Genomic DNA, 26,444 nt, shown 5'->3' on the forward strand with positions numbered 1-26,444 from the left:
GGACTTCTTCGTTGAAATGGCCACCCAAGGTTCTTGGGTGGCCATTTTGCGTTAACACGCACAGCGCGTTCAGTACGAGAAACACGAATTTGCAAAACGCCTGGTCACAGCGTACGCTTGACCCTTGGTGTGGACGCTCCATGTCCACATCGTGTCCACGATCCCCCACCGCTCAAGCAGACCGGGATCGCGCACGCCGACAAGAGATCTTGGGCAGGGCAGTCGCCCTGCGGTAATGAAGGAGAAACTACTATGGCAGCAGTGTGCCAGGTGACAGGAGCCGTTCCCGGCTTCGGTCACAACATCTCGCACTCGCACCGTCGCACGAAGCGCCGCTTCGACCCGAACGTGCAGAAGAAGACTTACTACGTGCCCTCGCTGCGTCGTAACGTCACTCTCAAGGTGTCCGCCAAGGGCATCAAGGTGATCGACGCCCGTGGCATCGAATCCGTCGTCAAGGACATTCTCGCTCGTGGGGTGAAGATCTAATGGCTAAGCAGCAGGACGTCCGTCCAATCATCAAGCTCCGTTCGACGGCTGGTACCGGTTACACGTACGTGACCAAGAAGAACCGTCGCAACAACCCAGACCGTCTCGTGCTCAAGAAGTACGACCCCGTAGTGCGCAAGCACGTTGAATTCCGAGAGGAGCGCTAAACATGGCTAAGAAGAGCAAGATCGCCCGTAACGAGCAGCGCAAGGTTATCGTCGACCGCTACGCCACGAAGCGCGCCGAGCTGAAGAAGGCCCTCGTCGACCCCGCCGGGACCGACGAGTCGCGTGAAGCAGCTCGCCTCGGCCTCCAGAAGCTCCCTCGCAACGCTTCGCCGGTTCGCCTTCGCAACCGCGACGCGATCGACGGTCGCCCGCGAGGCAACCTCTCGAAGTTCGGCATCAGCCGCGTTCGCTTCCGCGACATGGCGCACAAGGGCGAACTGCCCGGCGTCCGCAAGTCGAGCTGGTAGCACCCGCTCAGTCGGAGCTCACATTCCGCTGACACAGCATGGCAACACCGAAAGGGCCGTCCGCATCGCGGACGGCCCTTTCGCGTCGTCGGCGACAGCTGCAAGGATCGAACGGTTCCCACATCCATCGAGGAGGCGCTGCTGGACGTCCGCACGCAACGAGCCATCGCCCTCCTGGTCGCAGGCTGCTTCTTCATGGAGAACCTCGACGGGACGATCCTCACCACAGCCGCACCGAGCATCGCGCGCGACCTCGGGACCTCGTCAACGGCCGTCGGGCTCGCCGTCACCGCATTCCTACTCACGGTGGCCGTCCTCATCCCCGTCAGCGGTTGGCTGACGGACCGGTTCGGTGCCAAGCGCATCTTCGCGCTGGCGATCGCGGTGTTCACGATCGCCTCCGTGATGTGTGCCTTGAGCTCGAGCCTGCCGATGCTCGTCGGCTTCCGGGTGCTCCAAGGCGTCGGCGGGGCGTTGATGGTGCCGGTCGGCCGGCTGGCCGTGCTCCGGGTGACGCCCAAGGAGCGGTTGATCCAGGCCATCGCCCTCCTGACGTGGCCCGCCCTCGCCGCCCCGATCATCGCGCCGTTCCTCGGTGGGGTCATCACCCAGTACGCCTCCTGGCACTGGATCTTCCTCATCAACGTGCCGATCGGTGTCGTCGCCTTCGTCGTGGCGCTCCGCATCGTCCCCGACTTCGCCGCCGACGAGGTGCCGCCGCTCGACTGGCTCGGCCTGTCCCTCGCCTGTGTCGGGCTGGCGTCGCTCCTGGTGGCGGCGTCCCTGGTGTCCGGAGCCGGGTTCGACGCCCGGTGGTTCATCGGGTCGCTCCTGGCAGGTGTCGTCCTGCTCGCCCTCGCGATCCGACACCTGTTCCGTGCGCCGCACCCGTTCGTCGATCTCCGCTCGCTGCGGATCGAGACCTTCCGTCTGGCCAACGCTGGCGGCAGCGTCTACCGACTCACGATCAGCGCCGTCCCCTTCCTCCTGCCGCTGCTGTTCCAGGACGCGTTCGGCTGGACACCGGTGCAGGCGGGATCGATGGTGCTCTTCCTCTTCGCCGGCAACCTCGCGATCAAACCGGCGACGACCTGGATGCTGCGGCGGTTCGGATTCCGTCTGGTGCTCGTGTCGTCGAACCTGATCGGGGTCCTGTGCATGGCCGGGATGGCGTTCCTCACCGCTGACACGTCGATCGTGCTGACGGCGATGCTGCTCTTCGTCAGCGGGGTCGCCCGGTCGATCGGCTTCACGGCGTACAACACCATCACGTTCGCCGACGTCGAACCCGCTGCGATGTCTCGGGCGAACACGCTCAACTCGACCCTGCAACAGGTCGCGAGCGGCTTCGGTGTCGCCGTCGGGGCGATCCTGCTGACGACCGGATTCTCCCTCGAGGATGGGGTCGGTGGCGGCCAGCTGCTGCCGTATCAGTTCGCGTTCCTCGCGATCGCCGTCCTGACCCTCTTCCCGACGATCGAGGCGTGGTTGCTGTCGCGGGCGGCCGGGCACAGCGTCATCGGGGTCCGCTGAGCGCTCGCGCCGACGGCTCCCAGCTGGGAAACGACCGACACGCAGGCCCGATTGTCCGCGTAGAGCGGAGAAATCCGCGAAATCTCGCGGATTGCTGCTACATTCGAGGCGGTCACACCGACCAGTTGGTGCCGTATCAGCGACACCTTCGCTACCAACACATCAGCTGTACGTTGCAGCAACGTCCGAGGAGGACCCTCACAATGGCAAATTTGAACAAGACCGAACTCGTCGCCGCCATCGCCGCATCGACCGGCCAGAGCCAGGCGACCGTCGGCAGCGTTGTCGACGCGCTGTTCACCACCGTCGCTGAGACCGTCGCCACGGGCGGCAAGGTCTCGATCCCGGGTTGGATCGCCTTCGAGCAGACCGACACCGCCGCTCGCACGGGCCGCAACCCGCAGACCGGCGCCGAGATCCAGATCCCGGCCGGCAAGCGCGTCAAGGTGACCGCCGGCTCGAAGCTCAAGGCTTCCGTCAAGTAAGTCGTCGCGGGCGCGAGCCCGCACGGACTCGGACCGCGGAGACACTCCGTCGGTCCAGACCACACAGCAGGGCGTCGCGAGAGCGACGCCCTGCTGTCGTTCGTCCGGGTGCCGTCCGGGGCGCGGCGAGGTGTCGGCGGCTCGGCCTAGCATTGCTGTCATGCGGATCCTCCACACCTCGGACTGGCACCTCGGCCGTTCGCTGCACGGGGTCGACCTGCTCCCCTTTCAACGCGACTTCCTCGTGCACCTCGAGCAGACGGTCGTGGACCACGAGGTCGACGTCCTCCTCGTCGCCGGCGACATCTACGACCGCGCCATCCCGCCGGTCGAGGCGGTGACGCTGCTGTCGGAGTCGCTCGGGCGGCTGGCGGGCCGCACCCGCGTCATCCTCGCCCCGGGCAACCACGATTCGGCCATCCGGCTCGGCTTCGGGGCCGCCATGCTGCGCGACGGGATCGACATCAGAGCCGACCTCGCCCGCATCGGCGAACCGGTCCTGGTGGAGGACGAACACGGGCCCGTCGCCTTCTACCCGCTGCCCTACCTCGACCCCGACACCGCACGAGGGGTGCTCTCCCCGGACGACCAGCCGCTCGCGCGGTCGCACGCCGCCGTCATGGGTGCAGCCCTCGCGAGCGTCCGAGCCGATCTCGCGCAGCGCCGCGAGCAGGGAGCGGTCCGGTCGGTCGTGGCCGCGCACGCCTTCGTCATCGGTGGTCTCGCGAGCGACAGCGAACGCGACATCCGGATCGGCGGGGTCGATGCGGTGCCCGCCCAGCTGTTCGACGACTTCGACTACGTCGCGCTCGGCCACCTCCACGGTGCGCAGCGCGTCGGGGCCGCGACGGGCGTCGACCGCATGCGGTACTCCGGGTCGCCGCTCGCCTACTCCTTCTCCGAACGCAACCAGGTGAAGTCGAGCGTGCTGGTCGACCTCGCCGCCGACGGCTCCGTGCACCTTGAGCTGCTGCCGGCGCCGGTGCCGCGTCGGCTCGTCGACGTCATCGGAACCCTCGCGGAGCTGCAGGGCCCCGCGGGAGACGACGCCGTCGACGCCTGGGTGCGCGCCACGGTCACCGACGACGTCCGGCCGCCGGAGCTGTACGCGACGCTGACCCGACGCTTCCCGCACCTGCTCGTCTGGTCGCACGCGCCGGCGAACCGCTCCGAGGAAGCGCGTGCCGCAGCCGTCACGGCGGTCTCCGATCCGGTCGAGGTCACCGCGGAGTTCATCGAGTACGCGACGGGTGCACCGGCGACCACTCGCGAGCGAGAGCTCATCGCGGCGGCGAACGAGGCGGCACTCGCCGCAGAGGCGAGCGCCTGATGCGACTGCACCGACTGACGCTGCAGGCCATCGGGCCGTACGCCGGTGAGCACACCATCGACTTCGTCGAACTCGGGCGGGCTGGTCTGTTCCTCCTGGAGGGACCGACCGGCGCCGGCAAATCCACGATCATCGACGCCATCGTGTTCGGGCTGTACGGCGAACTCGCCGGTACCGGGGCCAGCAAGGACCGCCTCCACTCCCACCACGCGCAGCCCGGGACGGAACCGTTCGTGGAACTCGTGTTCGAGACCGGATCCGGCGTGTACCGGGTGCGGCGGACGCCGGCCTACCAGCGGCCGAAGCAGCGCGGTGCCGGCTTCACACCGCAGCAGGCGAGCGCCACCCTCGTCCGCCTGACCGATCCCGACGCACTGGCCGGAGAGACCCTGTCGACCCGCGCGCAGGAGATCGGTCCCGAGATCAGTCGGATCGTCGGTCTCACCCGGGAGCAGTTCGTCCAGACGATCGTCCTCCCGCAGGGCGAGTTCGCGAAGTTCCTCGCCGCCGGCGGTGAGGAGCGCAGCGAACTCCTCCGGTCCCTGTTCGGGACGGAGCACTACGAGCGGGTCGCCAAGCACCTCGTCGAGCAGCGACGGCAGGCCCAGCGGGACATCGAAGGGGCACGAGAAGCGCTGGGCCGCGCGATCGCCCGGTTCGCGGGAGCGGCCGAACTCGACGACGCACGGGAACTCGTCGCGGGCGGGGGAGCGGACACCCCGGCCGGGATGGACGCTGCCTCGAGAGTCGATGCCGAGCCAGGCGACACCGCGACTGCGGAGCCCGACCCAGACCCTGACGTCGCGACCCTCGCGGTCCCGCTCGAACCCGGTTCCGAAGACCTCGTCGGTGACGCCTCGCGCATCGTCGCCGTCCTCGAGCGCCACGCCGCCGCCGATGCCTCGACCGCTGGCGCTGCTCGGGTCGCCCTGGAGCGCGCTCGCGCCGAACACGCCGCGGCCCAGACGCTGCTCGCGTCCATCGAACGTCGCGCGGAGCTGCTGACCGAGCGCGAGCTGCTCTCGGTGGACGACGAACCGGTCGCGCGGCTCTCCGAACGGATCGCGGCAGCGGCTCGGGCGGACACCGTCGCGTCCGCGCTCGCCGGAGCGGCCACGGCATCGGTGGCGCTCGAGGACGCCGTCGCGTCGCTCGCCGCGATGGAGGAGCAGGCCGACGAGGCGATCGTCGCACTCGACGACGCGTCCGTCACCGCGCGCCGCCAATCCCTCACCGTCGAGCGGGCGTCGATGGCGGCCGTGCTCGTCCTCGAAGCCGCCGACACCGATCGCGAACGCGCGCTCGTAGCACTCGCCGAGGAGCTCGCGACCGTCGAGGCACGGCTCGCCGAGCTTGCAGCGGAACAGACGCGACGGGACGCCCGCCGGACAGCGCTCGGCTCGGCACCGGAGCGCGCCTCGCATGCGGCCACCGAGTCGGCCAGGGCCGCTCGGTCCGTCGAGCGCGCGGCTGAACGCCGTGCGGTGCTGGATCGGGTGGACGCGGCCGACGAACGCCTCGCGGGTCTCGCCGACGAGGTCACCGAGGCCGCCACGGCCGCGAAGGCGGCGATCGACGTCGAGACGTCGCTGCGCCTCCGGAGGATCGAGGGTATGGCGGGTGAACTCGCCATCGGCTTGCAGGACGGCGAGCCCTGCAGCGTCTGCGGCTCGCTGAGCCACCCGGCGCCCGCGGTGCTCGACGGAGACCACCCCGACGCGGACGCGGTCGAAGCGGCATCCGTCGCGCGGGCCGAAGCCGAGGCGACGATGCAGTCGGCGCAGAACGCCCGGGACATCGCTCGGGCGGAGCGTCACCGCCTCGTCGAGCAGTTCGCCGCGCTGGCCGACGACCCGAGCGACGTGGCTGTGACCGGCTCGTCCGGCGCGTCGACGGCGGCGACCACCGGCTTCGACCCGGTCGCTGCGCGGGCGGCCGTCGATGCGGCCGCTGCGGAGGCCGATCGGCAGTACGCGGAGGCCGTGGTCGCCGCCGAGCAGGCGGACGCCGAGGTCGCGGAGGCCGGGCGCCTCGCGGACGAGCACCTGGCCGGCGTGGTCGCGGTGTCGGAACGCACCGCCACTCGGGCGACACTGACGGAGCGGCTCGCCGCCGCGCAGCGCGCCCACGAGCAGGCCCGCGCCGAGGTGGCCGGTGTCCTCGCCGGCCGAGCGGCTTCACTCGCCGAGCTCGACGCGATGCTGGAGTCCGAGCTCTCCTCGCTCTCGCTGCTCGCGGCGGCACGAGCGACCGTCGCGGACCGGCGCCTGCGGGACGCCGAGCGCGCGGTCGAGCTGGAGGCGGCACTCGAGCGGGCCGGGTTCGCCGACCGCGCGGCCGCGGAAGCCGCAGCCATGAACGGGGTCGAACGGGCGAGCGCCGAGGCGCGGGTGGCCGATCACCTGCGTCACACGACCGCCAACGCGGAAGCACTCGCGAGCCCGGCTCTCGCCGGCGTCGCCGGTACCGCCGCCCCCGACGTCGAAGCGACGGCCCGACGACTGGCCGACGCCGAGGCGGCGGCAGGCACCGCGACGGCAGCGGCCGCCGTCTCCGCGCGACGAGCGGCCAACGCGGCTGCCGCCTGCACGGCACTCGCCGAGGCGGCCGACGAGAACGCCGACGCGGTCCGCGAGGCCGCGGCCGTCGTCCGCCTCGCCGACGTGGTGTCGGCCACCGGTAGCGAGAACAGCACGAGGGTCACCCTCGGCACCTACGTCCTCCTGCGCCGCTTCGAGGATGTCGTGGCGGCGGCGAACGCGCGCCTGGAGTCGATGTCCGGCGGGCGCTACGAGCTCGTCCGCAGCGACGTCAAGGAAGGACCCTCCCGCAGCCAGCGCGTCGGGTTGTCGCTCACGGTCCACGATCACCGGACCGACCGGCGTCGCGATCCGAAGTCGCTGTCCGGTGGCGAGACGTTCTACGCCTCGCTCTGCCTCGCACTCGGGCTGGCGGACGTCGTGACGGGCGAGGCCGGCGGTGTCGAGCTCGGCACGCTCTTCGTCGACGAAGGGTTCGGCAGTCTCGACCCCGAGACGCTCGACACCGTGATGGCCGAGCTCGGTCGGCTCTCGGCCGGCGGGCGCGTCGTCGGCGTCGTCAGCCACGTCGAGGAGATGAAGCAGCGCATCGGCGAACGCATCGAGGTGCGGCGGCTCGAAGACGGCTCCTCGACGCTGCTCGTCCGGGCGTGAGCGGGAACTCTTCGACAGGCTCAGGGACCGTGGGTTCGGATCAGGGACCGATGGTTCGGCTCAGGGACCGGTGGTTCGGTTCAGGGACCGAGCACCGGCTGATCCCGCTGCGGTCGGGGTTCCCAGCAGCGCCGCGTAGGCTTGCAGCGTGAATCGTGTCGTCCGCCTCGCGGGTCCTGCCCTCCTGCTTCTCGTGGCCGTGGCGACCCTCCTCGCGGGTCTGGCCTTCGGCGGTGGAGCGGATGCGCAACTCCTGGGCGATCCCGGCGCCGTGGTGCGGTGGGGGCTCCCGATCGCACAACTGCTCGTCAACCTGAGCGCCGCCGTCACCATCGGCGCGTTGCTCATGGCCTGCTGGGCGCTCAGCCCGGACCGGCGCGAGTACGGCGCGGCGCTCGACGTCGCCGCTGCCGGCGCCGCGGTCTTCACCGTCGCGTCCGGCGTGACGGGTTTCTTCACCTTCCTGAACGTCACGCAGGTGCCGCTCACCTTCGACGACGCGTTCGGTGCGAAGCTCAGCCTCTTCTTCACCGGGATCGAGTCGGGTCAGGCCTGGCTGCAGACGACCCTCATCGCCGCGGCCGTCACGGTGCTCTGCTTCGCCGTCCGCAACCACACGGTGCTCGTGTTCGTCTTCGGGCTGTCCCTCGTGTCGCTGCTGCCGATGGCCCAGCAGGGTCACTCCGCCGAGGCGAGCGGGCACAACGCCGCCGTCACCGCACTCGGCCTGCACCTGGTGTTCGCCGCCATCTGGCTCGGCGGTCTGCTCACGCTCGTCTTCATCCGCAAGACCCTCGAAGACGGCCGGCTCGCCCCCGTGCTCATGCGGTACTCGACCGTGGCACTCGTGTCCTTCGTCGTGGTGGCGGTCTCCGGATACGTGAGTGCTGAGCTGCGCATCGGCTCGCTCGACCGCCTGGGCACCCCGTACGGCATCCTCGTCCTCGTCAAGGTCTTCGCGCTACTTGCGCTCGGCCTGTTCGGCGCGCTGCAGCGTCGGGTGCTCATCGGTCGCATCGAGCGCTCCGCCGCTGCGCGCCCGGACACCCCCGCGGGCCGCACCGGCACCTTCTGGTGGCTGGTTGCGCTCGAGCTCGGGTTCATGGGTATCGCCTCCGGTGCCGCTGCAGCCCTCGCGAAGACGGCCCCGCCGGTCGACCAGACCGTGCCGACCGCGCCGACACCAGCGGTCCTGCTCACCGGTGAGGAACTGCCGCCGGAACTGACCTTCTCCCGCTACTTCACCGAGTGGAACATCGACCTCCTGTGGCTGCTGGCCTGCGCCTTCGGCATCTTCTTCTACATCGCGGGCGTCGTCCGTCTGCACCGCCGTGGCGACTCCTGGCCGATCCTGCGCACCGTCAGCTGGGTCCTCGGGCTGCTCGTGCTCTTCTACCTCACCTGCGGCGGCATCAACGTCTACCAGCCGTACCTCTTCAGCGTGCACATGCTCGGGCACATGGGCCTCACCATGCTCGTCCCCGTGCTCCTCGTCCCCGGGGCGCCGGTCACGCTGCTCGCGCGGGCGGTGCGGAAGCGCTCCGACGACTCCCGAGGGGGCCGGGAGTGGATACTCCTGGCCGTGCACTCGAAGTTCGCGGGGATCATCTCGAACCCGATCGTCACCGCGGTGCTCTTCGCCGGATCGCTCTGGGTCTTCTACTACACGCCGCTGTTCCGCTGGTCGATGGAGGATCACATCGGTCACGAGTGGATGGTCGTGCACTTCCTCATCACCGGCTACCTCTTCGTGCAGTCGCTCATCGGCATCGACCCGGTCCCGTACCGCCTGCCGTACCCGATGCGGTTGCTGCTGCTCTTCGCGACGATGGCGTTCCACGCGTTCTTCGGGCTGGCGATCATCTCCTCGACCGGGCTGTTCCTCGCCGACTGGTTCGGGGCGATGGGGCGGACCTGGGGGCAGGTGCCGCTCCTCGACCAGCAGACGGGCGGCGGGATCGCCTGGAGCGTCGGCGAGATCCCGACCCTGGCGCTCGCCGTCGCCGTCGCGATCTCGTGGAGCAAGAGCGACGCGAAGGACCAGAAGCGACTCGATCGCAACGCGGACCGCACGAACGACGCGGAGCTCAACGAGTACAACGAGCGTCTCGCGCGCATGGCGGCCAACGACACCCGCTCCTAGCCCGCGAACTGTCACTCCGGAACAGTGTTAGGGGTGTCGGACTGTGCTGGAGTGACAGTTCGCGGGCTTCAGCGGAGGTCGATGTAGAGGGAGCCGTCGTCGCGGATCGTCACGAAGGCCGACAACGTGAACGGGACGTCCTCGTCGAGGGTCGAGACCGTGCCGTCGAACAGTGACTTCACGTCGACGACGAGGTGCGCGGCTCCGGCCGTCGCCGGCATCTGCCAACCGTTGTCGCCCGGCTGGACCGCCACCACGGGGTAGGCCGCGATGGACCACACCGGTAGGTCGTCCACGCGATCGCGGATCACCATGCCGAACGGGCATCCGGTGGGCTGGAGGACCTGTTGCGTGGCGCAGTTGTCGAGGTAACCGTCGATCTGCGTCTGGACCTCCCCGACGAAGTCCGAGGTGGCACTCGCGGTCACCTCGGCGTCGACGACGCTTGCGACCTCGGTCGTCGTCGCCGTCTCCACCGAAGCCGCCAGGTAGGTGGTGTCGACGTCGAAGTCGACACTGCCCGGCGTGAAGGTGAGGAGCGGGATGGTGGAGGTGAAGGCCCCCTCGGTCCCCTCCGCGACGCGGCGGGTGTCGAGCTCGAAGCCGTTCGCCCGGAACCCGGTCGTGTGTGCGACGGTCAGCTGGACGACGCTCAACGGGCTCGTCTCGAAGCGCCACGACGGGAACAGCCCGAAGGTGCGCTCGCCGCTCGTGATCGAGAACGCCGTGCGGTGCGGCTGACCCGCGAGTCGGTACGAGAAGGTCACCTCGTGGGCGCCCGAGGCGGTCGTGACGTCGGAGACGAGGCGCACGTCCTCGATCGTGCCGAGCGCCTCGCTCCGGAGCAGGGCGTCCGAGCTGTCGGCCGGCAGGCCCGCGTCGGCGAGTTCGGCGGAGCTCAGGGCGACTCCTGGCAACGCGAGCGCAGTCGCGGCGTCGTCGTCTGCGAGGGCGTCGAGGTACCCGCGCGCGAAGGAACCGGCGCCGTAGACGTCGCGGGCGACGGCCGACCAGGCGGAGACGATGGCCGCGACGAGCAGTGCCGCGATGCAGAGCCACAGCACGACGGCGCGGACGAGCGCACCGCGCACCGTTCCCGGGCGTCGCAGCTCCCCACGTGTCGCGACATGGCTCATCCTGACATCCTAGGCGGGCACCTCGCATAGGATTGGAGGGCGAAAACGGGAGGGAACCGAAGCATCATGAGCGTAGCCCTCTCCGCCGAGCAGCAAGCCGTCTTCGACCGCATCGAGAGCACCCGCGAGCACCTGTTCGTGACGGGGCGAGCGGGCACCGGGAAGTCGACGCTCCTCAACCACCTCGCCTGGAACACCTCGAAGCAGCTGGCCATCTGCGCCCCGACCGGTGTCGCCGCGCTGAACGTCGGCGGCCAGACGATCCACTCGCTGTTCCGCCTGCCGATCGGGCTCATCGCCGACCACACGATCGACCAGAACGATCAGACCCGCAAGCTGCTCAACTCCATCGACACCCTGGTCGTCGATGAGGTCTCCATGGTGAGCGCCGACCTCATGGACGCGATGGACCGGAGCCTCCGGCAGGCCCGGCAGCGGCCGCGCGAGCCGTTCGGCGGTGTGCAGATCGTGCTCTTCGGCGACCCGTACCAGCTCGCTCCCGTGCCGGGCAGCCTCGAGGAACGGGCGTACATCGCCGACACCTACCGCTCGTTCTGGTTCTTCGACGCCAAGGTGTGGTCCGAGACGCCGCTGCAGCTCGTCGAGCTCACGGAGATCCACCGCCAGCACGAGGCCGAGTTCAAGTACCTCCTCAACGGTGTCCGGCACGGCCAGGTCACCGCCGAGATGGCCGGCCGGCTGAACGGCATGGGCGCCAGGACCCCACCGGAGGACGGCGTCATCACCCTCGCGAGCCGTAACGACACCGTCGACCGCATCAACAAGGCGGCGCTCGCCAAGCTCGACGGCAAGCCGCTCACCGCCAACGCGGAGGTCTCGGGCGACTTCGGCGGGCGGGCGTTCCCCGCCGACGAGGCGCTCGACCTCAAAGTCGGTGCGCAGGTCATGTTCCTCCGCAACGACAGCGAGCGTCGCTGGGTGAACGGCACGCTCGGGACCGTGGTGAAGATCGACTCCACCGTCTGGGTCGAGGTCGACGGCGAGCAGTTCGAGGTCGAACCGGCGACGTGGGAGAAGTACAAGTACTCCTACTCCTCGGTGACGAAGCAGCTGAAGCGCGACATCGTGGCCGAGTTCACCCAGTTCCCGTTGCGGCTCGCGTGGGCGGTCACCATCCACAAGTCGCAGGGCAAGACCTACGACCGCGCGATCGTCGACCTGGGCAGCCGCGCGTTCAGCCCGGGGCAGAGCTACGTCGCGCTCAGCCGCATCTCGACGCTCGACGGCCTCTACCTCTCCCGGCCGCTGCGCCCGAGCGACATCATCGTCGACACCGACGTGAAGCGGTTCATGTCGGGGCAGTAGCGTCCGTTCGCCCATTGTCGGGCGAATCGGCGCTCCGTCGCCCGAAAAGGGGCGAACGAACGGGGTCGGTGACCCTACGATTGTCGGTTATGACGCATCCCATGCAGCAGGGCTGGCCGCAGCCCGGTCCGATCACCGCCTGGCGCACGCTCGAGCTGAACGCCAGCAAGCCACCGTTCGCCGGATACTGGGGGTTCATCCCACTCGTGGTCCGCATCGACGGCTTCGAGCATCGCCCGAGCTGGGGACCGTCGCAGTTCACTGTGCCGGCCGACCGGCCCGTGCAGGTCTCGTGCTCGATGGCGTGGCTGTGGGAGTTCGGCCGCGCCGACTACCTGCTGCACCCCGGTGAGGCGCCGACGCTCGACTACATCGCCCCGGCGCAGCAGTGGGTCTCGGGCTCGCTCGCACCGCGGGGGCAGGCGGTCATCAAGGGACGCGGCGCGCAGATCGCCGTGTACGCCGTGCTGGCACTGATCTTCGTCGCGATTCTCGGCATCCTGCCGCTCGCGTACCTCATGACCTGAGCGCCCGTCGACGCCTCGCGCTGACCGGCCTGGTCGAGGGTGGACCGTCGTCAGGTGCGATCGACGGCCCGGAGGAGGATCGCGCCGAGTTCCGCCGGCTTCGTGAACTGCGGCCAGTGACCCGTCGGGAGGTCGACGAACTCGACGTCGTGCAGCCGTGCCAGTTCCGCGACGTACGGGTGTCCCTGTTCCATCAGGCCGCGCAGCATCTCCGAGGAGAACTCGCACGCGACCACGGTCGCCGGGACGGACAGGCGACGGTCGTCGTCGGAGAGCTGCTGTCGGTCGACGGCGACGCCCTTCGGTTGCGGGACGGCTCTGGCCCGGAACTGTTCACGGAGCTCGTCGTCCAGGTCGACGAGGTCCTCTGCGTCGAACACCGTCCAGTCGGGCAGTGGGATGTCGGAACCCGACGAGGGGAGTTCCTCGTTGATGCACGCGCCGTCGGCGAGCGGACCCGAGTCGACGTACACGGCGCGGACGACGCGGTCAGGGCGGGCGTCGATCGCGGCGGAGATGATGGCGCCGCCGCCGGAATGCCCGACGAGCACGACGGGCTCGGCGCCGGCGTCGATCTCGGCGACCACGGCGTCGACGTGGTCGCGGAGGCCGATGCCGGCGCGGTCGGCAGTGACGCTCTCGAGCCCGGGGAGCGTGAGTGGTCGGACCCGATGGCCTGCCGCTTCGAGCGGGGGTGTGACCGCACTCCACGAGGATGCGTCCAGCCAGAAGCCGGGTACGAGGATGACGTCCATGCCCGAGATGCTACGCGGCGCAGGCGAGCCGCGGGAGGGGTGCTTCGCGGGCAGTGCTGCACCCGGCCGAGGGCTGAGAGGGACGGATCAGGCGATGGCGGTCGCTGCGGCCTTCGCGGTCGCGAGGTCACGGAAGAGGTCGGTGTTGAAGCGGTACGCCACCATGACCTCGTCGATCACGCGGGCCTGCTCCTCGTCGTCCCACGGGACGGCGTCGAGCTGCTCGCGGTAGGTGTCCTTGAATTCGCGCGGCTTCGCGATGTCGCCGAAGAGGTAGAAGCCGACGCCGTTGGTGTCGAAGCCGAACTGGCGCTGCATGAGCGTGCGGATGATCTGCCCGCCCGAGAGGTCGCCGAGGTACCGGGTGTAGTGGTGCGCGACGAAGCCGCCGGGCCAGACGGCGCCGACCTCGTTGATCCGTGCCACGTACCGGGCGGTGGTGGGGAGCGGGGTGATCTGCTCGCGCCAGTCCGGACCCATGAGGAACTCGAGGTCCTGCACGATGGCGGGAAGCCGCGTCAGCTTGTCGCTGATGAACGGAGCGGCGACGGCATCGGCGCGCATGCGGTCGGCGGCGGCCTCGAGGGCCTCGTAGATGAAGAAGTGCTGCGCGACGAGGGCGATGTAGTCCTCCTTCGAACCCTTCCCGGTCATGAGGTCGCTCATGAAGTCCGCCCCCTCGCTGGAGGAGTGGCCGGAGGACGTGCGCTCGCGCAGGGCCTGGGAGAAGGGGATCACAGTGCTCATGTCGGACTCCGCGTCGGCTGGCTCGGTAAGGGTTACCTAAGTGTAACGGGCCGGGCTCCTGAACGGGAGGGTGGATCTGTCGCTGTGGAGGGAATCAGTGGCTGCTGTGCAGGGAACCGTGCGGGACCGCGAACGCACCGGCGTTGGTCTGCGCCAGCGCCGGTGTGGTGAGGGCCGCCACGAACGCCGCCCCGACGAGCAGGGTGAACACGTACCGTCCGGTGCTCGGCTCGCGATGCGGCCGACGGCTCGCGCGCGTCACCAGGGCGTCGAGCTCGAGTTCGTCCGGCGCCGTCGATGCGAGGGTGACCCGCCGGAGTCGCCGCGCGAGCACCCCGGCGACCAAGAGCAGCAACACCGTGGACGAGAGGGTCGGCAGGAACGGCGGCACGGTCGTGACGCCGAGGGAGGCGAGTCCGTAGAGCGCCACCCAGACGACCACCGCGCCCACCGCGCCGGCGAAGGACGCACGGAGGCCCGGCACCCGGTCACGGACGAGGACCACGACGGACCAGAGCAGTGCGGCGACGCCGAGGGCGACGAGCGGGATCGCACCCACGGGAGAGGACCCGGCGCCGGTCGCGATCAACACGAGACCGGCGCCGAGTGCGCACATCGCGAGCAGACAGTTCGAGATCGACGTCGTGCCGGAGCGGATCGCGTCGTCCTCACCCGTCCGGGCGTCCTGCCGTTCGACGGAGACCGACATGTCAGGCCGTCGCCGCCCGGTGCGTGCGCTTGTCCGCAGCCAGCCCGGCGCCGAGCAGCACCACGGCGCTCGCGAGGTGGAGGAAGTGGTCGGCCGTGTTGAGCGCGAGGATGTTGAGCGCGGAGCCCACGATGAAGAATCCGACGACACCGAGCAGGAGGTAGAACCCACCGATCACCGTGTTGACGGTCTTGGCCGCGACGACGTTCGAGAGCCCGGCGATGAGCAGGGCCGCCCCGATGAGGACGTGCGCGATGTTGTGCAGCGGGTTGACCTCGAAGATCCCGAGCAGGAGACCGCCCTCGGTGGTGAGGAACGGCAGGCCGCCGGCGACGATCCCGCCGAGGAGTCCGACGACCACGTAGACCGCGCCGAAGACGGCGGCGAGGAGCCGGTTGGGTGAATGACGCATGGGAATGCCTCCTGATCCTTCGTGCCGCGAGTCGTCCCGGGGCGTTGAGGAGTTCGGAGGTGCGGGCGTCGACGGTTTGGTCACCTGAGGCCGTCGTCCGAGGTCGGCGGCCGAGGGGTGGCCGTCGCTCAGTCGTGCGGGCGTGGCTCCACGCCCAGACGGGCGCACGCGGCGTCGTAGAGGGCGACGACCTCGCGTCGGATCTCGCCGCGCTCGGTGATCGCGCCGGCGGGCCAGGGCACCCGCCCACCCGCGGCGGTGCCGTCGACCGTCCAGGTCCATTCGCCACCCGTCCCGTCCAGCGAGATCATGGTGGCGGCCTCGGCCGTTGGTTCCAGGAAGGCTCGCACGATGAGCACGTTGTCGTCGGGGTGGTCGCCGTTCATGTGCGCCAGGACGGCGTCGACGGTGGTCTGCGGGAAGGCGTTCGAGGTCACCTCTCCAGGGAACACCATCGACGGGCCCCGCACCAGGTCCGCCGCCCGTGTGACCGGCACGCGGCGTGCGACCGCAGCTCTCAGCCGCGCCCGGTTACAATCGGGAACAGTCTGCAGCTCCGCAGACCGCTCATCAGGGGGATGACTTGACTGCAACAGCTCCGAGGCGCCGGCGTCTCGCCGCACTCCTCACCGCGGCGACCCTCGCGACGGTACTCGTCGGCTGCTCGGGCCCCTCGGTGTCCGATACCGACTTCCCCGACCAGGTCAGCGGCACGCTCGCGGGCGACACGACCGACGCCATCACGGCGGCGGTCGAGGCCGCCGTCACCCAGTCCGGATCCTCCGGTGCCATCGTCGGCGTCTGGGCGCCGTGGGCCGGGAGCTTCACGGCCGGCGTCGGCACGACCGAGCCGGGTGGCAAGACCAAGATGGATCCGTCCATGGTCTACCGCATCGGCGACACCACGCGCCCGATGACCTGCACGGTGCTCCTCGAGCTCGTCGACGAGGGCAAGATCAAGCTCACCGACCAGGTCCACAAGACCCTCCCGCAGGTGCAGGGCATCGAGGGCATCACCTACCAGCAGCTGTGCAATGGCACGTCGGGGCTCGGCACCTACACGCCCGCGCTCAACGCCCAGTTCGTCACCAACCCGACCCGCAACTGGTCGATGGCCGAGATCCTCGCGAACGGGCTCGCGAGCGGTACGCGGACGGCTCCGGGGGCGCTCTTCGGTTCGAGTGACACCGGCTACATCCTGCTCGGCATGGCGCTCGAGGAGCTGACCGGTCAGTCCTGGCAGTCCCTGTACGACCACTACGTCTTCTCGCCGCTCGGCATGTCGAAGTCCAGCTTCCCCGACGCCTCCACCGTCGAGCTTCCGGGATCGCACCCCAAGGGGTACCTGACGCCGCGGATCGCGGACGGCACCTACCAGTGCGACGCACCGACGGACGAGACCGAGCTGTCGACCTCGATGGTGTGGACCGCCGGTGGCGTCGTCTCCTCGGTCGACGATCTGCGGAAGTTCACCCAGTCCTTCGCGTCCGGCTCGCTGCTGAACGACAGCACGTACAAGAAGCAGTGGAAGGACCCCGTCTCGCTGGGTGAGGCTGAGCCGACCTGGAAGAGCTTCGGCGTGGGCGGGTTGCAGATCGGTCCGCTCCGGGGGCAGGCCGGGTCGATCCCCGGGTCGCTCTCGGCGGCCTTCTCCGACCCGACCTCCGGCTTGACGGTCGTCGTCATGCTGAACAACTCGACGCTCGGTGCGGGCTTCGCGCAGACGCTCGCGATGCAGCTCGCCTCGATCGGTGCGAAGGCGGCACCGGCGAGCGGGCAGAAGGCCCCCGAGATCGCACTCCCGTGGTCCGAGCAGCAGATGGCGGAGCAGCTCGCCGCCTCGGCGATGGTCTGCGCCCCGCCGGTCGCCCCCGCCGGGTAACGGAGGCATCGGCGCGGCGCCGCCAGCGGACGGTGGCGGCGGATCGCGGCACGATGACGCTTTCGCGAGGGTGCTGGGCCATGCCGCTTCCTAGAGTGAACCCATGACGACGAACACCCCCGACGGCGACACCATCGTCCCGGACACGAAGAACTGGACCTGGGTCCTCGAGCGCGCCTGCTCCGAGTGCGGGATGGACACCTCGCGGTTCGGCTTCCGGGACCTCCCCGGGTTGATCCTGGCGAACGCCGCCGCGTGGCCGGCGGTGCTGGAGCGTGCCGACGTCCGGGAGCGGCCCGACCCGCGGACCTGGTCGCCGCTGGAGTACGCGGCCCACGTGCGGGACGTGTTCCGCATCTTCGACGTCCGGTTGCGGCTCGTCCTCGACGAGGACGATCCCGCGTTCGAGAACTGGGACCAGGATGCGACGGCTCTCGAGGAGCGCTACGGCGAGCAGGACCCGAAACGGGTCTCCGCGGAACTGGTCGAGGCCGCGACGGTGCTCGCCGCAGCGTTCGAGCGGGTGCCGGACGACGCGCTCGCGCGGACGGGCCGCCGGAGCGACGGCGCGCGCTTCACGACCGAGACCCTCGGCCGCTACTTCATCCATGACCCGGTGCACCACCTCTGGGATGTGACGAGATCGCAGTGATGGTCGTCATCCGGGTCTGGTGATGCCCGCTACTGCGCTCTCGCGCGGAAGGCGATCGTGTTGACGCGGTTGCTGCAGCGGACGGAGCAGTAGCGCTTCGAACCGTTGCGGGACAGGTCGACGAGCAGGCCGTCGCAGTCGTCGGCGGCGCAGAGCCGCAGGCGGTCCCAGGCGTCGGACCGGACGACGTCGACGAGTGCCATGGCGATCTCGGTCTGGACGCGATCGACGAGCGGTGCGTCGAACTCGGTGGCGTGGAGGTGCCAGTCGAAGCCGTCGTGGCGGCGCAGTTGGGGGAGCGCGGCTGACTCCCGGAGCATCGCGTTGATCTCGGCGACGGCCCGGTCGCGGGTGTCCGGGGCGTCAGCGTCGGAGGCCCAGAGCGCGTGGATCCGCTCTCGGAGTGCAGCCACTGCGGCCCGCTCGGGCTCGTCGCCGTCGACCCGACCCGAGTACCGACTGACGCACAGGAGCTCCACGAGCTGCGGCGGTGCCGCGAGTTCGTCGCCACCGCTGCGGGACGCCGATGCGCGGGTGTCCACGAGCAGCGCGGCGAAGTGCAGCGCATCCTCGGTGTCATGGGCAAAACGCAAGTTGACTCCTTACTCTCTCCGAGAGTAGCTTCATCTCAGCCGGGCGTCCACCTCTTCCGCCGGCCCTACTCGCGGCAGCTGGAGACACCCATGAAGCACACGTCCTCGACCACGGTCGGTCTGCTCGTCGCGGTGCTCGCGGCGGTCGCGTTCGGCACCTCCGGAGCGTTCATCAAACCGGTGCTCGCGTCGGGGTGGAGCCCCGCTGCCGCGGTCACCGTCCGCGCCCTGATCGGTGGCCTGGTGCTCGCCCCGTTCGCCCTCATCGCACTGCGCGGTCGCTGGGACGCGGTCTGGCGTGGCCGCTGGCGACTCCTCGGTATGGGCCTCATCGGGGTGGCGGCGACGCAGCTCGTCTACTTCGCGGCGCTGCAGACCATCGCCGTCGGGACCGCGATCCTCGTCGAGTACATGGCGCCGCTGCTGCTCGTCGCCGTCGCGTGGGTGCTGACCCGACGTCGTCCCGCGACGGTCGTCCTCGTCGGCTCCGTCGTGTCGCTCGTCGGGCTCGTGCTCGTCGTCGCTCCGAGCGGTGGCTCGACGCTCGACCCGGTCGGTCTGCTGTTCGCCATCCTCGCGATGGTGGGCTGCGCCGCGTACTACGTCATCTCGGCGCGGCCGGCGAAGGGGCTGCCTCCGGTGGCGTTCGCCGCCATCGGTCTGCTCATCGGGGCACTCAGTCTGTGGCTCGCCGGGCTCGTCGGCGTGCCCTTCACGACCTCCGACGCCGACGTCACGGTGCTCGGCACCGACGTCGCCTGGTGGGTGCCGCTCCTGTTCGTCGGGGTGGTGTCGACAGCGGTCGCCTATGCGGCGAGTATCACCGCGAGTCAGATGCTCGGCTCCCGACTCGCGTCGTTCGCGGGCCTCCTCGAAGTGGTCGCGGCGACCGGGTTCGCCTGGATCCTCCTGGGGGAGCAGTTGTCGCTCGCGCAGCTCCTCGGCGGGGTGTGCATCCTGCTGGGGATCGGCTTCGTGCGCTCCGAGCGGGCTCCCGCGGTGCCCATCCCCGTGCCGGTGCAGTGACGGGGTCAGTGCTGAGGGAGGGCGACGGTGGCGTCGAGGTCGGCGAGGATCGCCAGGACCGCCGCCCTCCCGGCCCGGTTCGCGCCGACCGTCGAGGCTGAGGGGCCGTACCCGATCAGGTGCACGCGCGGCTCGTCGGCCGCCCTGGTGCCGTCGATCCGGATGCCGCCCCCGGGCAGCCGGATGCCGAGCGGTGCGAGGTGGTCGAGCGCCGCCCGGAACCCGGTGGCCCAGAGGATGGCGTCGACCGGGAGGAAGGAACCGTCGGCGAGAACCACGCCGTGCTCCTCGATCCGGCGGAACATCGGCTGACGCACCAGGACACCGCGCGCTTCGGCCGCCCGCGCCCACGGCGTCCAGTGCATCCCCGTCACGGAGATCACGCTGCCCGGCGGGAGGCCCTGGCGCACGCGTTCCTCGACGCCCTTGATCGCCTCCACCCGCGCGGCGGTGTCGAAGTCGTCCTCCACCCATTCCGGTTCGCGTCGCGTCATCCACACCGTGTCCGCCACCCGCGAGATCTCCTCGAGGAGTTGGATGGCGGAGATGCCGGCACCCACGACGACGACGCGCTGGCCGCGGAACTCGTCAGCTGAGACGTAGTCGGCCACGTGCAGCTGGCGTCCGGCGAAGCGCTCCCGCCCCGGGTACGCGGGCCAGAACGGTTTCGTCCACGTGCCCGTCGCGTTCACGACCGCCCGCGCCCGGAACAGGGCGGCGGGGGAGTCGGCGCCCGAGGAGTCGGCGCTCGCCGCGGTCTCGACGAGGAGTCGACCGTGCGGGTCGTCGTCCTCGCGGTGGACGGCGCGGACCTGCACCGGGCGGCGGACCGCGAGGGCGAAACGCTCCTCGAACGCCGCGAAGTACGGCGGGATGACGTCGACACTCGGCGACGTGGGATCGAGCTCGGGCTTCGGCATGCCGGGCAGGTCGTAGATCCCGTTGACGGTCGACATGGTGAGCGACCGCCATCGGTGCTGCCAGGCACCGCCCGGGGCGTCGTTCGCGTCGAGGACGACGAAGGTGCGTGCTGCGGTCGCGCCCTCGGCGGTGCCCAGCGGGACGAATCCGCGGCGATGCAGGTGGTACGCGGCCGACAGCCCGGCTTGACCCGCGCCGATCACGACGACGTCGACGGTCTCCGGAGTGCTCACGTGCTCCTCAACGTCGTCGACCGCGCCGACATTTCCGACGGGGCCGAGCCCGCGTCCGCGACTCAGCCGTGGGCCAGGACCTGCACGCCGATGACGAGGACCCCCAGGAGCACGAGGGCCGCGAGCGCGATGAGCTGCTGCCAGACGGACAGCCGCGCGCGCCGGACGGCGACCCACCCGCTGAGCCCGAGGGTGACGAGGTAGACGATCGCGGACACGCGGAGGGAGGTCTCGACCTCCATGACGTCGAACACGGCGAGCACGAGCAGGATGGTGGGGGTCGCGACGGTGAGCAGCGAGCCCCAGGCGATCCGGAGCATGGAGTGCCACCCGCGCTCGTCGGGGAACGCACCGTGGGCGGCGAGGTGCGCGATCATCTCGGCGACCAGGCCGGCGAGGGTGATGCCGACCACGCCGATGACGAGCGAGAAGAGCGCGTCGGGCGCGTCGTGGTGCTCCACGTTCGCCGCCAGCACGAGGACGATCGCGAGGCCGGTGAAGGTCGCGTAGACGCGCTCCTTGAGGTACTTCGCGACGGTCTCCACATCGCCCGGCGGGAGTCCCCGACTGGCTGGACCGTACTCGTTCCCCCGTCGTCCATGTCGTCGATCCGCCCAGGTTCCGCCGTCCGTCATGGTCCAGAGCGTAGCCGCCGTCGCGGGATAGAGTGCCGGGTATGAGTGAAACGATCATCACCGTCGAGGGCCGCTTCGACTACCACCACCCGGCCGAACGTGGGACCGTCCTCATCTCGGCGGGGTTCCAGGGGCCGGAACGTGAGCCCGTCGTCTCCCACACCACCGCACTGCACCGTGCGCTCAGTCAGGCGGCGGAGCAGTTCCGCGCACAGTCGGCCGTGACCTGGTGGTCGGCCGATCGCTTGCGGGTGTGGAGCGAGCGGCCGTGGAACAAGGACGGGAAGCAGTTGCCGCTCGTGCACCACGCGACGGTCGCACTCGAGGTCAAGTTCGCCGACCTGCAAGCATTGGCCCGCTGGGCCGAGGAGATCGCGACCCAGGACGGCGTCACGGTGACGGGTGTCACCTGGGCGCTCACCGAGGCGACGAAGCACCGCATCACGGCCGAGGCTCAGCACAACGCCGTCCGCGACGCCGTGGACCGCGCGACCGCCTACGCCAGGAGCCTCGGGCTCGGCGCCGTGCGGCCGGTCGCCCTTGCGGAACCCGGCATGTTGGGCGACGACACCCGCTCGCCGTCGAGTCAGGCCGCGGCACCGATGATGCGCGGGGCCGCGGCTCCTGCCGGCGACACCGCCCTCGACCTCAAGCCGGAGGACATCACCGTGTCCTCCCGGGTGCACGCCCGCTTCGCCGCGTCCTGACCTGACGATCAGCTCGGCGCGATGCTCGGCTGCACCTCGGGTGAGGGACCCCGTCGGGCTGAGAGCACGGCACCGATTCCGGCGCCGACCACGCAGGCGATGCCGAGCCACTGCGGTGTCGTGAGCTCCTGACCGAGCACGAGGAGTCCGGCGATCGCGGCGATGGCCGGCGCGGATGCGAGCAGGATCGAGAAGGTCGCAGCGCTGAGTCGTCGGAGGGCGACGAACTCCAGCGCGTACGGCACAGCCGACGAGAGCGCGGCGACGCCCAAGCCGAGCATGAGGATGACGGGATCGAACAGCGCGGTGCCGGCGGTCGTCGCGGCGAGCGGGATGGTCACGAGAGCCCCGATGGCGGCGGCGATCGCCAGACCGCTCAGGCCGGGGAACTCCGTCCCGGTCCGCGCCGACAGCAGGATGTAGCCGATCCAGAGGGCGCCGGCGGCGAGCGCGAGGATGACGCCGATCGGATCGAGTGCGGCCGTCGGTCCGCTGTGGAGGAGCACCCCGCCGAGGAGGAGGACGCCGACGAGGGCGACACCCGCCCAGAGCGCGCTCGTCCATCGACGACCCGCGATGACGCTGAGCGCCAGCGGGCCGAGGATCTCGAGGGTCACCGCCGGACCGAGCGGGATGCGGTCCAGAGCCAGGTAGAAGCAGACGTTCATCGCGGCGAGGACGACTCCGAAACCGACCGCCGACACCCAGGCGCTCCTCGGGTGTCCGCCCAGGGATGGGCGGGCGACGGCCAGCAGGATGAGCGCGGCGAACACGAGGCGCAGCGTCACCATGCCGATCGGACCGACCTGCGGGAACAGCGTGACCGCGATCGATGCGCCGAGCTCCTGACAGACGAGTCCGGCCAGGACGAGGAGGGCGCCGGTCGCCGCCTTGCTCGGTCGCGGTCTGCCTATCACTGCACCACGCTAGCGCGCCCCGGTCGCCGAGCCCATCCCGTCGCCGAGCGGCTCCCCGGTCACCGAGCGGCTCCCCGGTCACCGAGCTTGTCGAGGTGCCGCCCCAGCCGGGCTCGCCGGTGCGGCATCATGAGGGCATGAGGATCGACGAACTCGCGTACCTTCGGGCGCTCGCCGAAGACGGTCACGTCCCGTACGCCGCTGAGGCGCTCGGTATCTCCCAGTCGACGCTGACGCGGGCGATCGGTCGGCTCGAGGCGGACGCCGGGGTCGAGTTGTTCGACCGTCACCGCAGCCGGCTCGAACTCAACCGCTACGGCGAGATCCTCCTCGTGCACGCGCTCCGTGCGCAGACCGAGCTCGACAACGCGCAGTCGCGGATCGACGAGCTCCGAGATCCCTCGGCCGGTCTCGTGTCCATCGCCTACGTCTCGTCCCTCGGCGGCTGGCTCATCCCGCGCATCGTGAGCGAGTACCGCCAGCTGCTGCCGGACATCCGGTTCGTCCTCGACGGTGGGAAGGCCGACAGTGTGCTGGACGCGCTCCGCTCCGGCTCGGCCGACGTCGCGTTCATCAGCCCCGAACCGCGTGATCCGGAGATCGAGTGGCGTCCGCTCACCTCCGAGCGGCTCGCGCTGGGCGTGCCGGTCGGGCATGCGTTCGCCGACCGGACGTCGTTGGCGGCGTCCGATCTCGAGCAGACGGAGTTCCTCGCGATGACGACGGACTCGGGGCTCCGGCAGATCGCGGACGCGTACTTCGCGAGGCACGGCGTCGTGCCCCGGGTGACGATGGAGGTGTCCGAGCTGTCGACGCTCCGTGGTCTCGTGCGCGCCGGGGTCGGGATCGCCGTTCTCCCCGATTCCACGAGCATGGAGGGCGTCGTGCTCGTCCCGCTCGACGACGAGGCGGTCCGGGTGATCGGTGTCGCCACCAGCCGTGCCCGGGCGGTGTCGCCGGCCGTCGAGCAGTTCGTGCGGTTCGTGCGCGAGGAGTGGGTGAGCGCGCGGATCCACTGAGTCGCCCGAACCTGCACGAAATCGACCGAGATCCGAACCGTTTCGGGCAATTGACGGGCCTGCTGCTCAGTGCTCGCGGGTGGTGCTCCATGGCGTGAAGGCGTCCGGGTAGTGCGCCCACGCCGCCGGCCCGGCGAGGAGTTCCTCGTCCGTCAGCGTGCAGGCGTGCAAGGCGGCGGTGATGGCGAGCTCGTCGAGGTCGATCCCGGTGACGACGAGCTCCTGGCCGAGCGGTGCGCCAGGGTCGTTCGTCTCGAACGATGTGGGTTCCAGATCGATCATCTGGCCGACGTGCTGCAGGACGCCGACGCGGGAGGCGCGCGTCGCGAGGACGAGGAACCCCGCCGTACGGATGAGCCGGCCGAACCGCCCCGCCTCGATCGGTCCGTCGAAGCACGCGAGGAGTCGTTCCGGATGCATCGGTCGGGGGCTGTCGAACCGCAGGGTGGTCACGCGGTCGTGATCCACCCATGGCCGGTGTTCGCCGTTCAGCATCGCGATCCACCCGGGGGACGTGCTGAAGCGGTCCAGTTCGAACGGGGAGTCGCGGTAGCGCGCGAGCGGTTCGCGGTTGCTCGCGGTCGCCGGAGTGCCGGGTGTGGCCCGTGGCCGGGCCGCGACCGGCTCGACCATCCGCGTCAGCGCCGTCGGGTTCAGGTGGCTGAGGAGAGCGAGGAGCACCGCGAGTCGCTCGTGCGTCACGCCGCGTCGGCCGGCGACGGCGATGGTGTCCGCGTACTCGAGCTGCTCCACAGTGATCATCGATCGTGCGGTGTAGGCCGTGTCGCCGTCCTCGTCGTGGGTGACGTACTCGTCGTCCTGGAGGTCGTGCAGGAGATGGGCTGCGTCGACGACCGTCACGACGGCGTCCAAGACGGCCGTGTCGCGGTGCCCGAGGACGGCGGAGACCGCGTCGACCGGGCGGACCGTGCTCCCGCAATCGAGGACGAGGTGCCGGGGAGCGAGCGGGTGTCGTGCAACGGCGTCGATCGCGTCGTCGATGTCAGGGTGGGCGCTTTCAGCCTCGCCCTGCCGCTCGATCGTGACGAGCGCCGCGGATCGACCGGCGATCTGTCGGGCCACGGTGCGACGCTCCGGCGGACAGGTGCCGAGCACGAGCGTGACGGTCAGCGGGATGCGAGGCGTGGTCACGGCGGGTTCTCCTGGTCGATGGGTCTACAGTATGCTCTGTTGAGAATCGTTCTCAACAAGGTAGCACGCATCGTGATCATCAGGAGGTCACCAGGAAGGTCCGCGCATCACTCCAGTCGCTCGAGGGCAGGCCGGGGTCGCAGATCGTCCGCCGCCGTGGGCGGGTGTTCGGCAGAACCCGCGGTGGAAGAGTCGCCAGGGCTGAGTGTCAGCCGCGCACGACGTTCACGACGATCGTGACGACACCCAGCGCGGCGATGACGTACGCCCAGAAGCGGACGGGGATGAAGAAGAGTGTGGAGCTCGGGCGGCTGTAGAGCTGCTCGCCGGTCTGCGGGTGGCGCACGGGCACGGCCTCCTGCTTCACGGTGATGCCGTGCTCGTTGACGTACGGCTGCGCGAGCTGCTGCCACACGACGACCGGCCGCGGTGCATCAAGCTTCGCCAGCGCGAACTTCCCGAAGGCCCAGCACGCGACGGCGCCGAGCAGGAAGCCGATGCCGACGAACACCCCGGACTGCGCCGATCCGCCGTCGGGAGAAACGATCGCCTTGATGAGGAAGCCGGCGCCGACGGACAGCCCGAAGATCAGGAAGACGACGATGCCCCAGCGGGTCCAGATGATCATGTGTGCTCCTCTTCGGGTGTCGGTCGCGACGCGCAGCTGAACACACGGCACCCGCGCGACCGTCGGCTCGTCCATCACGGTACCGAGGTCGGCTGTCCGCCCGCGATGGGGAGCGGTGCCCATGCGGCGTCGACGCGTGGTGGTCCCCCGGTTCGGTCCCTGAGCTTGTCGAAGGGTGGTTCGCGTGTCGGTCCCTGAGCTTGTCGAAGGGCGGCTGGCCGCTCGTGTGCCCTTCGACAGGCTCAGGGACCGGGGTGGCTGGGTTGTCGAGGACGGCGTCGTTCACCGGAATTGTCGAGGCAGGGTGGTTCCCCGGTTCGGTCCCTGAGCTTGTCGAAGGGTGGTTCGCGTGTCGGTCCCTGAGCTTGTCGAAGGGTGGCTGGCCGCTCGTGTGCCCTTCGACAGGCTCAGGGACCGGGGTGGCTGGGTTGTCGAGGACGGCGTCGTTCACCGGAATTGTCGAGGCAGGGTGGTTCCCCGGTTCGGTCCCTGAGCTTGTCGAAGGGTGGTTCGCGTGTCGGTCCCTGAGCTTGTCGAAGGGTGGCTGGTCACTCGTGTGCCCTTCGACAGGCTCAGGGACCGGGGTGGCTGGGTTGTCGAGAACGGCGTCGTTCACCGGGCTTGTCGACACGCGGTGGTTCCCGTGTCGGTCGCGGAGCTTGTCGACGCAGCGTGGTTCCCGTGTCGGTCCCTGAGCTTGTCGAAGGGTGGTTCCCGTGTCGGTCCCTGAGCTTGTCGACGGGCAGGCGGGTGCCTCGGGTTTAGGCGGCGAGGTGGATGCGTCCGCCTCGGATGGGGGTTTGGTGGCGGTCGATGTG

The 26,444-nt window shown here is 70.0% G+C and carries 27 protein-coding genes and 1 pseudogene; 16 read left to right on the top strand and 12 right to left on the bottom strand.

The features are described 5' to 3' along the window. Nucleotides 1–252 precede the first annotated feature (252 nt). The 8 genes from rpmB to QRN44_RS18480 all read left to right on the top strand — a co-directional run bounded on the left by rpmB (nt 253) and on the right by QRN44_RS18480 (nt 9,649). A complete protein-coding gene (gene rpmB / locus QRN44_RS18445) occupies nt 253–489 on the top strand; it encodes a 50S ribosomal protein L28 (protein ID WP_056010522.1) in 237 nt (78 codons plus the stop codon). Then, nucleotides 489–656: a 50S ribosomal protein L33 gene (gene rpmG, locus QRN44_RS18450; protein WP_056010525.1), complete on the top strand. Its 168-nt coding sequence runs from the start codon at nt 489–491 to the stop codon at nt 654–656. Before rpmB ends, rpmG begins: the two co-directional genes overlap by 1 nt. Before the next feature lie 2 nt (nt 657–658). Further along, nucleotides 659–964, top strand: a complete 306-nt coding sequence (gene rpsN / locus QRN44_RS18455) for a 30S ribosomal protein S14 (RefSeq protein ID WP_064294760.1) — start codon at nt 659–661, stop codon at nt 962–964. 165 nt (nt 965–1,129) lie between these two features. Then, nucleotides 1,130–2,497: a DHA2 family efflux MFS transporter permease subunit gene (locus QRN44_RS18460; RefSeq protein WP_502928656.1), complete on the top strand. Its 1,368-nt coding sequence runs from the start codon at nt 1,130–1,132 to the stop codon at nt 2,495–2,497. Nucleotides 2,498–2,700: 203 nt separating this feature from the next. Continuing rightward, nucleotides 2,701–2,982 carry an HU family DNA-binding protein gene (locus QRN44_RS18465; protein WP_064294762.1) on the top strand — a complete coding sequence of 94 codons (282 nt, stop codon included), beginning with the start codon at nt 2,701–2,703 and terminating at the stop codon, nt 2,980–2,982. 160 nt (nt 2,983–3,142) lie between these two features. After that, complete coding sequence (locus QRN44_RS18470) at nt 3,143–4,312, top strand: exonuclease SbcCD subunit D (protein WP_285040050.1); 1,170 nt, start codon at nt 3,143–3,145, stop codon at nt 4,310–4,312. Continuing rightward, nucleotides 4,312–7,506, top strand: a complete 3,195-nt coding sequence (locus QRN44_RS18475) for an AAA family ATPase (RefSeq protein WP_285040051.1) — start codon at nt 4,312–4,314, stop codon at nt 7,504–7,506. Before QRN44_RS18470 ends, QRN44_RS18475 begins: the two co-directional genes overlap by 1 nt. Nucleotides 7,507–7,654: 148 nt before the next feature. Beyond that, nucleotides 7,655–9,649: a bifunctional copper resistance protein CopD/cytochrome c oxidase assembly protein gene (locus QRN44_RS18480; protein WP_121289488.1), complete on the top strand. Its 1,995-nt coding sequence runs from the start codon at nt 7,655–7,657 to the stop codon at nt 9,647–9,649. A 68-nt stretch (nt 9,650–9,717) separates the two neighbouring features. Here the strand turns inward: QRN44_RS18480 and QRN44_RS18485 are convergent, their stop codons facing one another. Continuing rightward, entirely contained in the window at nt 9,718–10,785 is a 1,068-nt protein-coding gene (locus QRN44_RS18485) for a hypothetical protein (protein WP_121289486.1), read from the bottom strand. Nucleotides 10,786–10,851: 66 nt separating this feature from the next. Between QRN44_RS18485 and QRN44_RS18490 the strand changes: the two genes are divergently transcribed. Next, the gene (locus tag QRN44_RS18490; RefSeq protein WP_079003639.1) at nt 10,852–12,111 is read left to right on the top strand and encodes an ATP-dependent DNA helicase; all 1,260 of its coding nucleotides are present in this window, start codon (nt 10,852–10,854) and stop codon (nt 12,109–12,111) included. 89 nt (nt 12,112–12,200) lie between these two features. Beyond that, on the top strand, nt 12,201–12,638 hold the full coding sequence (locus tag QRN44_RS18495; RefSeq protein ID WP_064294767.1) for a hypothetical protein: 438 nt from the start codon (nt 12,201–12,203) through the stop codon (nt 12,636–12,638). A 50-nt stretch (nt 12,639–12,688) separates the two neighbouring features. Here the strand turns inward: QRN44_RS18495 and QRN44_RS18500 are convergent, their stop codons facing one another. The 5 genes from QRN44_RS18500 to QRN44_RS18520 all read right to left on the bottom strand — a co-directional run bounded on the left by QRN44_RS18500 (nt 12,689) and on the right by QRN44_RS18520 (nt 15,698). Further along, nucleotides 12,689–13,393 (bottom strand): alpha/beta fold hydrolase, encoded by a 705-nt coding sequence (locus QRN44_RS18500; RefSeq protein WP_121289482.1) that lies wholly within the window; start codon nt 13,391–13,393, stop codon nt 12,689–12,691. An 87-nt stretch (nt 13,394–13,480) separates the two neighbouring features. Then, entirely contained in the window at nt 13,481–14,140 is a 660-nt protein-coding gene (locus QRN44_RS18505) for a biliverdin-producing heme oxygenase (protein WP_285040055.1), read from the bottom strand. Nucleotides 14,141–14,234: 94 nt separating this feature from the next. Next, nucleotides 14,235–14,849 carry a hypothetical protein gene (locus QRN44_RS18510; RefSeq protein ID WP_121289478.1) on the bottom strand — a complete coding sequence of 205 codons (615 nt, stop codon included), beginning with the start codon at nt 14,847–14,849 and terminating at the stop codon, nt 14,235–14,237. A gap of 1 nt (nt 14,850) precedes the next feature. Then, complete coding sequence (locus QRN44_RS18515) at nt 14,851–15,261, bottom strand: DUF4383 domain-containing protein (RefSeq protein WP_064294771.1); 411 nt, start codon at nt 15,259–15,261, stop codon at nt 14,851–14,853. Nucleotides 15,262–15,389: 128 nt separating this feature from the next. Then, nucleotides 15,390–15,698: a DUF2470 domain-containing protein gene (locus tag QRN44_RS18520; RefSeq protein ID WP_314140491.1), complete on the bottom strand. Its 309-nt coding sequence runs from the start codon at nt 15,696–15,698 to the stop codon at nt 15,390–15,392. Nucleotides 15,699–15,844: 146 nt separating this feature from the next. Between QRN44_RS18520 and QRN44_RS18525 the strand changes: the two genes are divergently transcribed. Both QRN44_RS18525 and QRN44_RS18530 read left to right on the top strand, forming a co-directional pair. Next, the gene (locus QRN44_RS18525) at nt 15,845–17,143 is read left to right on the top strand and encodes a serine hydrolase domain-containing protein (protein WP_158596528.1); all 1,299 of its coding nucleotides are present in this window, start codon (nt 15,845–15,847) and stop codon (nt 17,141–17,143) included. 103 nt (nt 17,144–17,246) lie between these two features. Then, on the top strand, nt 17,247–17,795 hold the full coding sequence (locus tag QRN44_RS18530) for a DinB family protein (protein WP_175118332.1): 549 nt from the start codon (nt 17,247–17,249) through the stop codon (nt 17,793–17,795). Between the two features lie 29 nt (nt 17,796–17,824). Here the strand turns inward: QRN44_RS18530 and QRN44_RS18535 are convergent, their stop codons facing one another. Continuing rightward, nucleotides 17,825–18,388, bottom strand: coding sequence for a CGNR zinc finger domain-containing protein (locus tag QRN44_RS18535; protein WP_285040061.1), 564 nt, complete (start codon nt 18,386–18,388; stop codon nt 17,825–17,827). A gap of 90 nt (nt 18,389–18,478) precedes the next feature. Here QRN44_RS18535 and QRN44_RS18540 point away from each other — a divergent pair, with 90 nt between their 5' ends. Then, nucleotides 18,479–19,414: an EamA family transporter gene (locus QRN44_RS18540; RefSeq protein WP_064294775.1), complete on the top strand. Its 936-nt coding sequence runs from the start codon at nt 18,479–18,481 to the stop codon at nt 19,412–19,414. A gap of 5 nt (nt 19,415–19,419) precedes the next feature. On the opposite strand, the gene QRN44_RS18545 is transcribed toward QRN44_RS18540, so the two are convergent. Together QRN44_RS18545 and QRN44_RS18550 are read right to left on the bottom strand one after the other, a co-directional pair. Then, nucleotides 19,420–20,568 carry an NAD(P)-binding domain-containing protein gene (locus QRN44_RS18545; protein WP_285040063.1) on the bottom strand — a complete coding sequence of 383 codons (1,149 nt, stop codon included), beginning with the start codon at nt 20,566–20,568 and terminating at the stop codon, nt 19,420–19,422. A 62-nt stretch (nt 20,569–20,630) separates the two neighbouring features. Further along, nucleotides 20,631–21,203: a hypothetical protein gene (locus QRN44_RS18550; protein WP_231884305.1), complete on the bottom strand. Its 573-nt coding sequence runs from the start codon at nt 21,201–21,203 to the stop codon at nt 20,631–20,633. A gap of 41 nt (nt 21,204–21,244) precedes the next feature. Here QRN44_RS18550 and QRN44_RS18555 point away from each other — a divergent pair, with 41 nt between their 5' ends. Further along, the gene (locus QRN44_RS18555) at nt 21,245–21,910 is read left to right on the top strand and encodes an SIMPL domain-containing protein (protein ID WP_071260753.1); all 666 of its coding nucleotides are present in this window, start codon (nt 21,245–21,247) and stop codon (nt 21,908–21,910) included. Between the two features lie 8 nt (nt 21,911–21,918). Here the strand turns inward: QRN44_RS18555 and QRN44_RS18560 are convergent, their stop codons facing one another. Continuing rightward, complete coding sequence (locus QRN44_RS18560) at nt 21,919–22,827, bottom strand: EamA family transporter (protein ID WP_285040066.1); 909 nt, start codon at nt 22,825–22,827, stop codon at nt 21,919–21,921. A gap of 137 nt (nt 22,828–22,964) precedes the next feature. Here QRN44_RS18560 and QRN44_RS18565 point away from each other — a divergent pair, with 137 nt between their 5' ends. After that, complete coding sequence (locus QRN44_RS18565; protein ID WP_071260751.1) at nt 22,965–23,846, top strand: LysR family transcriptional regulator; 882 nt, start codon at nt 22,965–22,967, stop codon at nt 23,844–23,846. 66 nt (nt 23,847–23,912) lie between these two features. On the opposite strand, the gene QRN44_RS18570 is transcribed toward QRN44_RS18565, so the two are convergent. Next, on the bottom strand, nt 23,913–24,998 hold the full coding sequence (locus QRN44_RS18570; protein WP_121289460.1) for a GTP-binding protein: 1,086 nt from the start codon (nt 24,996–24,998) through the stop codon (nt 23,913–23,915). Nucleotides 24,999–25,093: 95 nt separating this feature from the next. Between QRN44_RS18570 and QRN44_RS18575 the strand changes: the two are divergent. Then, nucleotides 25,094–25,203 (top strand): annotated as a pseudogene (locus QRN44_RS18575) (50S ribosomal protein L36); the annotation flags it as partial. Nucleotides 25,204–25,206: 3 nt separating this feature from the next. Here QRN44_RS18575 and QRN44_RS18580 read toward each other — a convergent pair. Then, nucleotides 25,207–25,626 (bottom strand): hypothetical protein, encoded by a 420-nt coding sequence (locus QRN44_RS18580; RefSeq protein WP_064294781.1) that lies wholly within the window; start codon nt 25,624–25,626, stop codon nt 25,207–25,209. Nucleotides 25,627–26,444 lie beyond the last annotated feature (818 nt).

The organism is Plantibacter sp. lyk4-40-MEA-4 (genome assembly GCF_030209415.1).
Classification (GTDB): domain Bacteria; phylum Actinomycetota; class Actinomycetes; order Actinomycetales; family Microbacteriaceae; genus Plantibacter; species Plantibacter flavus_A.